This window comes from Microbacterium maritypicum MF109, from assembly GCF_000455825.1.
Classification (GTDB): Bacteria; Actinomycetota; Actinomycetes; order Actinomycetales; family Microbacteriaceae; genus Microbacterium; species Microbacterium maritypicum_A.
On sequence record NZ_ATAO01000244.1, the window covers coordinates 1 to 209 of the forward strand.

At 69.9% G+C, this 209-nt stretch carries 1 pseudogene; it reads left to right on the forward strand.

Going from position 1 to position 209, the window contains the following annotated elements:
* Positions 1-209: pseudogene (locus L687_RS40555) on the forward strand (molybdopterin-dependent oxidoreductase); the annotation flags it as partial.

Below are 209 nucleotides of genomic sequence, written 5' to 3' on the forward strand. Positions count from 1 at the left end.
CCTTCAAGGAGTTCGCGATCGCCACGTTCGGCGAATACGACAAGATCGCCCTGCTCGCCGGCCTCGGACTGGCCGTGGTGATCGCCTCGGCGATCGCCGGCATCCTGCAGTTCGTGCGGCCGCCGCTCGGCGTGATCGCTCTCGTGATCGCGGGTGCACTCTCGACCGCGGCGATCGTGACCCGGGCCGCCGTCGCTCCGCTCGCCTTC